Genomic DNA, 10231 nt, shown 5'->3' with positions numbered 1-10231 from the left:
CCCCCCCCCCCCCCCCTCCCCCCCCCCCCCCCCCCCCCCCCCCCCCCCCCCCCCCCCCCCCCCCCCCCCCCCCCCCCCCCCCCCCCCCCCCCCCCGGGGCGGTCACTCCGGTGCGCCTTCGGTCAGCCGGACACGCCCAGGGTGAGGGTGCCGGTGTAGCCGGCGGAGGCCGAGCCGCCCAGGGCGGTGAGGGTCAGCAGGCCGGAGGAGGCGCCGCCGCCGTCGTAGACGGAGTCCTGGGAGAGGGTGGTGCGGGTGACGGTGTTGGTCGAGTACGGGGAGACCTTCGCCACCGCCGACGTGACCGTCTCGCTGAAGAAGAGCTGGCCGGTGTGGAGGGTGGAGCCGCCGGTGAAGGAGCCGTCGGAGGTGAGCGTGACGCCGGTGTGGACCTTCACGTGGATGTGGATGCAGCGGCCCCGGTACCAACCCGGGTAGACCGTGGTGATGCCGGCGACCCCGCTGGAGTCGGTGAGGACGCCGCCGCGCAGGAAGGTGCCGTCGTCCGGCTCGTTGTGGCCGTTCCTGCCGACGTAGCCGGAGTACTCGCCGAGCGCGTCGGCGTGCCAGATCTCGACCAGGGCGTTGCCGATCGGGGTGCAGGCGGAGTCGACGACGGTCAGGGCGAGCTCGAGCGGGACACCCGCCTTGCCTTCGGTGATGTCGGAGCGGACGAGCGCTCCGTCGAGGTAGTAGGGGCCTTCGGTCATCTCCTTCGTGAGGGTGCAGACCGCTGCCGCGGCGGCCGGCGCGGCAGCGGGGGTGCGGGTGGCCGCAGGGGCCTGCTGGGCCGTCGCGGCACCCACGGCCAGGGCGGCGGCCGTGGTGCCGGTGGCGATCAGTACGGTGCGGCGCCCGATCGAGCGGGCATCTGAGTCTTCTGTCATGGACACGGCACCGCAGAAACGCCTGCTGTCCGCAGGCTGTCAGTTGTGCAAAGCGGCGGACCGTCAAGATGCCTGATGAGACGACCCTGCTCGCCCTCGTCCCGAGCGCCGCGTCGGCCTGTCCCGACCCGGGCAAGGTCACCGGTGACGTCGTCCTCCATGACCCCACCATGATCCGTACCTCCGCCGGCCGCTACCTGCTCTACTCCGCCGGTGGCGTACTGGCGCCGGGCGTGCAACCGGTCCATGCCTTCGGTCGGTTTCGGAGAGTCATCGCCTCCATACCCATCGTCACCTGGTGTGCTGACTCCTGTTCCGCCTCCTCGCTCCTCGCCCCACCGAGAAAGGGAGACAAGAGTGCGTCACCAGGGACACCTCCGGACGTGGCTCATCGCCGTCGTATCCGCCGTAGCGCTGTCGCTCGCGCCGGGCCCCGCCACGGCCACCGCAGCCGCGGATCCCCCGTACCTGAACCTGCACCAGTGCCTCTACTGGGGGCGCCTGCAGACCGAAGACCTCACCACCGTGGTGCCGAGCCTCGACGGGCGGTTCGCGACCGGGACGAACATCTCCAGCACCGCGGACTCCCAGCCCACCTGTGGTGGCGGAGACGGGAACTACATCCACTCCGTCGCACTGGACCTCGTCACGAACCTGCCCCTGAACGCCGGACGCTATCTGAACCTGCACCAGTGCGCGTACTACTCCACCTACTGGCAGGACCACGAGACGACGGTGGTGCCGAACCCGGGTGGACAGGCCGGGGCCGGGACGAACATCTCCGACACGGCCGACACGACGCCGTCGTGCGGTCCCGGAACGCAGATCGGGACCTATGAGGTCATCCCCCTGCTGTCGAGCGCCAAAGCGCTGGACCTGCACGCCGGGCGCTATCTGAACCTGCACCAGTGCATGTACTACTCCAGCTCCCTCAAGGATCACTTCACGACGGTCGTGACGAGCCGTGACGGGCGGTTCGCGGCCGGGACGAACATCTCCAACACCGCAGACACGACGCCGTCGTGCGGTCCCGGAGACGGAAACTTCCTCCCCGTTCCCATCCTCTCGGGCGTCAAGGCACTCCGGCTGCCCTAACCCGTCTGCCCCATACCCGCCGCGTTCGGCCAGCTCTGTGCGTTGGGCCAGCCGGTCGCCGGGGCCGGGGTCAGACCGGCGGCCGGGGCCGGGGTGCCCGGGGCCGTCATGCCGCGTACCTGGGCCGCCGTGAGGCCCCCGCGGGCCGGGACTCCCGGCGGGGTGGGGCCGAGCGCGGCGGCCGGGGCCGCGACCGGGACCGGCGCAGGAGCCACGGGGACAGGAGCCACGGGCACTGGAGCCACGGGGACCGGAACGGGTGCGGGTACCGGTGTCGGGTACGGCGCCGGCGCAGGCACCGGAGGCGGTGCGGGCACCGGCACCGGGACAGGAACCGGGGCAGGCATCGGTGCGGGTGCCGGCGCCACCGGCTGCTGCACCGGGACCGGTACCGGCTGCTGCACCGGCATCGCTTGGGCTGCCGCCGGCATCGGCATCCCGCCGCCGGTCGGCGCTGCGGCGGCGGGGAGCGGCATGCCGGTGCCGGCGGCCGGGGCGGCGCCGATGCCGAGGGCCTGCGCGGCAAGCCCCGGCATTCCGGCACCGTTGGTCGCACTCACCAGCCGATCCACGGCCGCCGTACCCGAGCTGTAGCTGGTCCCTGTGCCCAGCTCGGGTACGGCGGCTCCCCTCCTGGACCCGTAGAGCACCTGCTCCAGGCCGGACACCAGGCGACGCACGTCGACCTGGGGGCGCACCACGAGTCTCAGGAAGCGGCTGGAGGAGCCGATCTTGTTGCCGCACTCACGGACCAGGATCCGGTGCTCGGTGAGCATCCGGTCCCGGACCACAGTGCCCTCGGCTCCCACGGGGAGGCGCACGAACAGGAAGTTGCCCTGGGAGGGATAGACCGTGAGGCCGGGCAGGGCGGAGAGATGACTGGCCATGTCGAGACGGTCCCGGCGCACCTGCATCAGGCTCTGCGCGTACTCGGTACCGTGCTCCTTCAGCATGAACACCACGTGCTCGGCGAAGGAGTTGAGGTTCCACTTCGGCAGCATCGAGCGGACCCGCCCGGCCAGGGCCGGGTTCGCCACCAGGTAGCCGAAGCGGATGCCGTGCAGGCCGAAGTTCTTGCCGAGGCTGCGGAGCACGACCACGTTGGGCCGGAGCATGGCCTCCTGGACGACGCTCGGTTCGGCCTCCGCGTCGGCGAACTCCAGGAACGACTCGTCCACGACCACCAGGTCCAGGTCCGCCATCGCGTCCATGAACTGCACCACCGACTGCTTGCGCAGATAGCCGCCGTCGGGGTTGTTCGGGTTGCAGATGACCGCCACACGGGTGCCGCGGGCGCGGATGAAGTCGGCGTACTGGGCGAGGTCGAGCGCGAAGCCGTTCGCCTCCTGCAGCGGGAACATGTCGACCCGCTTGCCGGTCTCCATCGGCTGGTCGGTCCAGCGGCCGAACGTGGGGACGGGGACGGCCAGGGACTCGCGGACCAGGAGATGATCGATCCAGGTGATGAGCTCCGTGGAGCCGTTGCCCATCGCCACGCACTGCGGCGGCAGCTGGAGCAGACTGCACAGCTCGGCCGTGATGGTGTCGGCGCTGCTCGGGTAGTACGTGATGATCTCGCGCAACCGGACCGCCATCTCCTCGAACATGGCGGGAGTGGGGAAGTACGGATTGCACGGGATGCAGAAGTCCACCGGGCCCGACCCGTCGCTCTCCCGCGTCAGCGCCGCCATCGAAGGGCTGTGCGCGGCGGTGTTGCGGAACAACGAGGTGACGTTGTCAGGCAAGGGAACCTCCGTCGAAGGGTGGCCCGGGCGGGGGAGCCCGGACCACCCATGGATACGGAGGACGCAGCAGTGGCGTTCAACTCACCTGCTGTGTGAGCCGCTTCACGCCGAGAACGTGTGGACCGTCGTCGTCCGGTAGGTCTGGCCCGGCCGCAGCACGGTCGACGGGAAGTTCGCGTGGTTCGGGGAGTCCGGGAAGTGCTGGGTCTCCAGGCACAGGGCGTCCCCCTGGCGGTAGGTGCGGCCGCCGGTGCCGGTCAGGGTGCCGTCGAGGAAGTTGCCGGAGTAGAACTGCAGGCCCGGCTGGTCGGTGGCGATCTTCAGGGTGCGGCCGGAGCGCGGGTCGCGCAGCGTGGCGACGTGCTCAGGCTTGGCGGTGATGCCCTTGTCCAGGGCCCAGTTGTGGTCGTAGCCCTTGGCCTGCACCTGCTGCTCGTGGCCGGCGCGGATGTCCCGGCCGATCGGCTTGGCGTGCCGGAAATCGAAGGGGGTGCCCGCGACCTTCGCCAGTTCACCGGTGGGGATCAGACCCGAGTCGGTGGGGGTGTAGCGGGAGGCGGCGATGCGGAGTTCGTGGTCCTCGATCGTGCCGCTGCCCTCGCCGGCCAGGTTCCAGTAGACGTGGCTGGTGAGGTTGACGACGGTCGCCTTGTCGGTGGTGGCCTCGTAGTCGATGCGCCACTCGCCGTGCCGGGTGAGGGTGTACGTCACCGTCGCCCTGAGCGTGCCGGGGTAGCCCATCTCGCCGTCGACGCTGGTGTAGTGCAGGCGCAGGCCGACGTCGGTGCCCTCGGTGAACGGCTCCACGTCCCACACGTGCTTGTCGAAGCCCTGCTTGCCGCCGTGCAGGCTGTTCACGCCGTCGTTGACGGACAGCTGGTAGGCCGTGCTGTCCAGGGTGAACCGGCCCTTGCCGATGCGGTTGCCGTAGCGGCCGATGAGGGCGCCGAAGTACGGGGTCTTCGCGACGTAGTCGTCGATGTTGTCGAAGCCCAGCGAGACGTTGGCGTGCCGGCCGTGCCGGTCGGGGATCTCCAGGCCCTGGACGACACCGCCCCAGTTGAGGACCTTCAGCCGCGTGCCGCCGTTCTCCAGCGACCAGCGGTAGATCTTCGTGCCGTCGGCGAGCTTCCCGAAGGGCTCCCTCACCGGCTTCCTGCTTCCCGGGGCGGCCTCGGCGCTGCCCGTGCCGAGGGTGGTGGCGGCGAGGCCCGCGGCTGCCGCGCCCGCAATGACCGTGCGTCTGTTCAGTTCCATCTAGCGGCTCCTTGAGAAGAGAGTTGAAAGGCGCCCGCTGAGCCCCGCGCACCGAAGGGGCGCGGGGAACTGCGCGACCGGCCCCCGACGGCCCGCAGCTTTGATCCGGCCTTCCCAGCGGAGCGTTCGCGCTGACTTACGAACCGGACTTGCGCTTGTTCCACACGTCGAAGCCGACCGCCGCCAACAGGGCGAAGCCCTTGATGACCTGCTGCCAGTCGGTGCCGACGCTGAGGAGGTTCATGCCGTTGTTCAGCACGCCGAGGACGAGACCGCCGATGATCGCGCCGAGGACGGTGCCGACACCGCCGCTCATGGACGCGCCACCGATGAACGACGAGGCGATCGCCTCGAGTTCGTAGTTCAGGCCCGCCTTCGGCGAGGCCGCGTTGAGGCGGGCGGCGATCGCCAGACCCGCCAGGGCCGCGAGCGCGCCCATGTTCAGGAAGACGTAGAAGGTGACCTTCTTGTCCTTGATGCCGGACAGCTTCGCCGCAGGCAGGTTGCCGCCGATCGCATAGATGTGGCGGCCGAAGACGGCGTTGCGCATCACGTAGGTGTAGGCGACCACCAGGACGCCGAGGATGATCAGCACGATCGGGGCGCCCTTGTAACTGGCGAGCAGCATCGTCAGGGTGAGGATCGCGGCGACCAGGGCGACCAGCTTGAGCAGGAAGAGGCGGCCGGGCAGCACCTCGAGCGCGAACTCCTGCTGGCGGCGCCGGTCCTGCACCTCCTGCCACACCACGGCGACGATCAGGACGAGGCCGAGGAGCAGCGTGAGGTTGTGGTAGTTGGTGTTCGGGCCGACCTCGGGCAGGAAGCCGTTGCCCATCTTCTGCACACCGTCGGGGAAGGGGCCGAGGGTCTGACCCTTGAGCAGGATCTCCGTGAAGCCGCGGAAGATCAGCATCCCGGCGAGGGTGACGATGAACGAGGGTATGCCGAGGTACGCGATGAAGAACCCCTGCGCCGCGCCCGCCGCCGCGCCGGCCAGCAGGCACAGCACCACGGCGATCGGCCAGGGCACACTGTGTTCCACCGTCAGCAGTGCCGCGAACGCGCCCACGAAGGCGGTCAGCGAGCCGACCGACAGGTCGATGTGACCCGCGATGATCACCAGCATCATGCCGATGGCGAGGATCAGGACGTAGGCGTTCTGCAGCACCAGGTTGGAGACGTTGTGCGGCAGCAGCAGGTCGCCGTCGGTCCAGACCGCGAAGAGCAGGACGATCAGGCCGAGCGCGAGCAGCATGCCGTACTGGCGCATGTTCGCGCGCAGCCCGTCCAGCATCAGCTGGAGCAGGCCCTCGCCGGTGCCCGATCCGCCCTTGCCCGGCGGCGCGGAGGCCGGGATCTTGTCGGTCACGTCGGTGCTCATCGCGTTACCTCTTTGTCCTTCGTCATATGGCGCATCAGCACTTCCTGCGTGGCCTCGGCCCGCGGCACCTCACCGGTCAGCCGTCCCGCGGCCATCGTGTAGATGCGGTCGCACATGCCGAGCAGCTCGGGCAGCTCGGAGGAGATGAAGACGACCGCCTTGCCCTGGGCGGCCAGCTGGTCGATGACCGTGTAGATCTCGTACTTGGCACCCACGTCGATGCCGCGCGTGGGCTCGTCCAGGATCAGCACGTCCGGACCCGAGAAGATCCACTTGCTGAGGACGACCTTCTGCTGGTTGCCGCCGGACAGCTTGCCCACCGGCTCGAAGACGGTCGGTGCCTTGATGTTCATGGACTTGCGGAAGCCCTCGGAGACCTGCCGCTCCTCGTGCTCGTCGACGACGCCCCGCTTGGCGACCTTCTTCAGCGCGGTCAGCGAGATGTTGCGGTTGATGGTGTCGATGAGGTTGAGGCCGTAGTGCTTGCGGTCCTCGGTGACGTACGCGATGCCGTGGCCGACCGCCTCCGCGACGGTCTTCGTACGGATCTCCTCGCCGTTCTTGAGGACCGTGCCGCCCGCGTACCGGCCGTAGGCCCGCCCGAAGACGCTCATCGCGAGCTCGGTGCGGCCGGCGCCCATCAGGCCCGCGATGCCGACGATCTCCCCGCGGCGCACGGTGACCGACACGTCGTCGACCACCTTGCGCTCCTGGTCGATGGGGTGGCGCACGGTCCAGTTGCGGATCTCGAGCGCCGGGGCGGCGCCCTCCTCCGCCTCGTGCGGGGTGCGCTCGGGGAAGCGGTGGTCCAGGTCGCGGCCCACCATGCCGGAGATGATCCGCTCCTCGGTCATCTCCTTCGCCTTCACGTCGAGCGTCTCGATGGAGTGCCCGTCGCGGATGATCGTCACCGAGTCGGCGACCCGGCGGATCTCGTTGAGCTTGTGGGAGATGATGATCGAGGTGATGCCCTGCTTCTTCAGCTCCAGGATGAGATCGAGGAGTTTGCCGCTGTCCTCGTCGTTCAGGGCTGCCGTCGGCTCGTCGAGGATGAGCAGCTTCACCGACTTCGACAGCGCCTTGGCGATCTCCACGAGCTGCTGCTTGCCGACGCCGATGTCGGCGACCCGGGTCTCCGGGTGCTCGTCGAGGCCGACCCGGCGCAGCAGTTCGGTGGCGTGCCTGAGGGTCTTGTTCCAGTTGATGAAGCCGCGCGCGGCATGCTCGTTGCCGAGGAAGATGTTCTCCGCGATGGAGAGGTACGGCACCAGCGCCAGCTCCTGGTGGATGATGACGATGCCGTGCTGCTCGCTCGCCCGGATGTCCTTGAAGCGGCAGACCTCTCCCTCGAAGAGGATCTCGCCCTCGTAACTGCCGTGCGGATGGACGCCGGAGAGCACCTTCATCAAGGTGGACTTGCCGGCGCCGTTCTCACCACAGATGGCGTGGACCTCGCCCTGACGGACGGTCAGTGTGACGTCCGACAGCGCTTTGACACCGGGAAAGGTCTTGACGATCGAGCGCATTTCCAGGACGGGTCCCGCCATGGTCGTGCCTTCCAATCAGTGTGGGGTCGGTCGGCCGGACTACTTCAGCTGGGAGTCGGTGTAGTAACCGGTCTTGACCAGCGCGTCCTCGTAGTTGGTCTTGTCGACGCTGACCGGCTCGAGCAGGTAGGCGGGGACGACCTTGGTGCCGTTGTCGTACGACTTGGTGTCGTTGACCTGCGGCTTCTTGTTGTGGAGGACGTCGTCGACCATCGTCGAGGCGACGTCGGCGAGCTTGCGGATGTCCTTGTAGACGGTCTGCGTCTGCTCACCGGCGATGATCGACTTCACCGAGGCCAGCTCCGCGTCCTGGCCGGTGATGACCGGCAGCGGCTTGGTCTTGGTGCCGTAGCCGTCCGACTTCACGGCGGACAGGATGCCGATGGAGATGCCGTCGTACGGTGACAGGACCGCGTCGACCTGCTCGCTCTTGTAGGAGGAGGTGAGGATGTCGTCCATGCGCTTCTGCGCGGTGGCGCCGTCCCAGCGCAGGGTGGTGACCTTGGTCAGCTCGGTCTGGCCGGAGCGGACGACCAGCTGCTTCTTGTCCATGTACGGCTTCAGGACGCTCATCGCGCCGTTGAAGAAGTACCGGGTGTTGTTGTCGTCGTTGGAGCCCGCGAACAGCTCGATGTTGAACGGGCCCTTCTTGCCGCTGTCCAGGCCGAGCTTGTGCACGATGTAGGTGCCCTGCAGCCTGCCGACCTTCTCGTTGTCGAAGGAGGCGTAGTAGTCGACGTTCTTGGTGCCGAGGATCAGGCGGTCGTAGGAGATGACCGGGATGTCGGCGTCCGCGGCCTCCTGGAGCACGCTGTTCAGGGACTTGTTGTCGATCGCCGCGATGATCAGGCCCTTGACGCCCTGGGTGATCAGGTTCTCGATCTGCGAGACCTGGGTCTCCGGGTCGTCCTCGCCGTAGACCAGCTTGGTCTTGTAGCCCTTGGCCTCCAGGTCCTTGACGACGTTCTTGCCGTCGGCGATCCAGCGCTCGGAGGACTTGGTCGGCATGGCGATGCCGATGGTGCCGCCCTTGGCGCTGCCCTTCTCCTCCTTGCTGCCGCCCTCGCCGCTCTGGCCGCAGGCGGACAGGGTGAGGGCGAGCGATGCGGCTGCGGCTATGAGGGTGAGGGCGCTTCTACGAGTGCGCATAGTGATCGTCCCTGTTCTTCTCTTCGTTGAGATGTTTCAAGCGAGGTCGGTGAAGCGCCCCGAAGGGGCGCGGGGCTGCGGTTCATATGCGGCTCCGCCGCGTGGGCGCGACCGGCCACGACGGACCCGCAGCCCCCTTCGGTCATCGAGTGGCACCTTCGGCGGGGAACCGGTTCAAAGACCCCGGCAGCCGGGAGCCGAGCGGTGCCATGTCGCCGTCCGCTCCGTGCCGGGCGAGCAGGTCGAGGGCGAGCCGGCCGCGCCGCACCCGCTCCCGGGCGGTGTCCAGGGTCACGTCCCGCAGATGGGTGCCCCACGGGTAGATGCCGGGAGCCTTGGACAGGCCGAACTTCAGGTAGAGGGGTGCGCCGCGCCGGATCAGCTCGGCGACCTCGTACATCCGCACATAGCCGCCGAGGTCGTCGGGGGCCTCGATGTACATGTCCATGGGGGCGCCGGACACCCGGCGGATCTCGGTGAGGTGATCCAGCGTCAGATCGCTGGGCACATTGATCGAGTCGGCCCCCAGCCCCTCGTACACCGCATACGAGGCGGGGTTGACCGGTCCGATCAGCGCCGAGACCTTCAGGGTGGTGTCGGCCGGGATGATGCCCTCCCGGCGGGCCCGGTGCAGGGTCCACAGCACGCCCTCGTCGGCGACGAGGAGACACTTGACGCCCAGCTCGGTGGCCCGGACGGCGTCCTCGACACAGCCGGCCACGGCGTCGTGGCCACGGGCGCGCAGTCCGGCCCCGCGCGAGTCGGTGCGTACCGAGCCGCCGATGTCCCAGGTGCCGCGCGGGCCGGTGAACAGGCAGAGTTCGATGTCACGTTCGCCGGTCGCGTCGACCATCTCGGTGATCTCGGTGTCGGTCAGCATCCACACGCCGCTGCCCTGGCTGATCCGGTGGATCGGCACGTCGAGGCGGGAGGCCTCCTTCAGTACGACCGCCAGCGCCTCGGGACCCTCGCACGAGGGGATCTCGGTGCGCCAGCGGCCGCCGCCCGGGAAGCTGTGGGCGGAGGTGTCGGCGGGGTCGAGGGCGGGCGCGCCCAGGCCGAGTGCGGCGAGCACCTGCTCGCCGGGCCTGCGGGCTGCCGGGGCGGAAGCGTCGGTCACAAGCTGTCCTTCGTGTTCGGTATTTCGGACAAGGTTCGCGGCTCTGGGTG

The 10231-nt window shown here is 69.0% G+C and carries 8 protein-coding genes; 1 reads left to right on the top strand and 7 read right to left on the bottom strand.

Going from position 1 to position 10231, the window contains the following annotated elements; translation table 11 throughout:
- Window positions 1-122: 122 nt before the first annotated feature.
- Window positions 123-887: an intradiol ring-cleavage dioxygenase gene (locus tag AC07DS_RS23865; RefSeq protein ID WP_479148283.1), complete on the bottom strand. Its 765-nt coding sequence runs from the start codon at window positions 885-887 to the stop codon at window positions 123-125.
- 357 nt (window positions 888-1244) lie between these two features.
- Between AC07DS_RS23865 and AC07DS_RS23860 the strand changes: the two genes are divergently transcribed.
- On the top strand, window positions 1245-1982 hold the full coding sequence (locus AC07DS_RS23860; RefSeq protein WP_479148303.1) for a hypothetical protein: 738 nt from the start codon (window positions 1245-1247) through the stop codon (window positions 1980-1982).
- Here AC07DS_RS23860 and AC07DS_RS23855 read toward each other — a convergent pair.
- The 6 genes from AC07DS_RS23855 to AC07DS_RS23830 form a co-directional block, all read right to left on the bottom strand.
- Window positions 1979-3727 carry a pyridoxal phosphate-dependent aminotransferase gene (locus tag AC07DS_RS23855; RefSeq protein WP_479148281.1) on the bottom strand — a complete coding sequence of 583 codons (1749 nt, stop codon included), beginning with the start codon at window positions 3725-3727 and terminating at the stop codon, window positions 1979-1981. The two genes, AC07DS_RS23860 and AC07DS_RS23855, sit on opposite strands and share 4 nt — an antisense overlap.
- A 102-nt stretch (window positions 3728-3829) precedes the next feature.
- The gene (locus AC07DS_RS23850; protein WP_479148279.1) at window positions 3830-4984 is read right to left on the bottom strand and encodes an aldose epimerase family protein; all 1155 of its coding nucleotides are present in this window, start codon (window positions 4982-4984) and stop codon (window positions 3830-3832) included.
- A gap of 136 nt (window positions 4985-5120) precedes the next feature.
- Window positions 5121-6365 carry a multiple monosaccharide ABC transporter permease gene (gene mmsB, locus AC07DS_RS23845; RefSeq protein WP_145883311.1) on the bottom strand — a complete coding sequence of 415 codons (1245 nt, stop codon included), beginning with the start codon at window positions 6363-6365 and terminating at the stop codon, window positions 5121-5123.
- On the bottom strand, window positions 6362-7912 hold the full coding sequence (gene mmsA, locus AC07DS_RS23840; protein ID WP_479148277.1) for a multiple monosaccharide ABC transporter ATP-binding protein: 1551 nt from the start codon (window positions 7910-7912) through the stop codon (window positions 6362-6364). Before mmsA ends, mmsB begins: the two co-directional genes overlap by 4 nt.
- Before the next feature lie 39 nt (window positions 7913-7951).
- Window positions 7952-9061, bottom strand: coding sequence for a multiple monosaccharide ABC transporter substrate-binding protein (gene chvE / locus AC07DS_RS23835; protein WP_479148275.1), 1110 nt, complete (start codon window positions 9059-9061; stop codon window positions 7952-7954).
- A 142-nt stretch (window positions 9062-9203) separates the two neighbouring features.
- Window positions 9204-10181 (bottom strand): hypothetical protein, encoded by a 978-nt coding sequence (locus AC07DS_RS23830; protein WP_479148273.1) that lies wholly within the window; start codon window positions 10179-10181, stop codon window positions 9204-9206.
- Window positions 10182-10231 lie beyond the last annotated feature (50 nt).

The sequence above is a fragment of the Streptomyces sp. NPDC044064 genome (genome assembly GCF_056434245.1).
The sequence above is the reverse complement of the archived record's forward strand: the minus strand, read 5'-3'. Positions and strand labels throughout refer to the sequence as shown.

Coding starts and splice junctions, on each gene's coding strand:
- AC07DS_RS23865 (WP_479148283.1), bottom strand. CDS start 887: ATGACAGAAGACTCAGATGCCCGCTCGATCGGGCGCCGCACCGTACTG.
- AC07DS_RS23850 (WP_479148279.1), bottom strand. CDS start 4,984: ATGGAACTGAACAGACGCACGGTCATTGCGGGCGCGGCAGCCGCGGGC.
- mmsB (WP_145883311.1), bottom strand. CDS start 6,365: ATGAGCACCGACGTGACCGACAAGATCCCGGCCTCCGCGCCGCCGGGC.
- mmsA (WP_479148277.1), bottom strand. CDS start 7,912: ATGGCGGGACCCGTCCTGGAAATGCGCTCGATCGTCAAGACCTTTCCC.
- chvE (WP_479148275.1), bottom strand. CDS start 9,061: ATGCGCACTCGTAGAAGCGCCCTCACCCTCATAGCCGCAGCCGCATCG.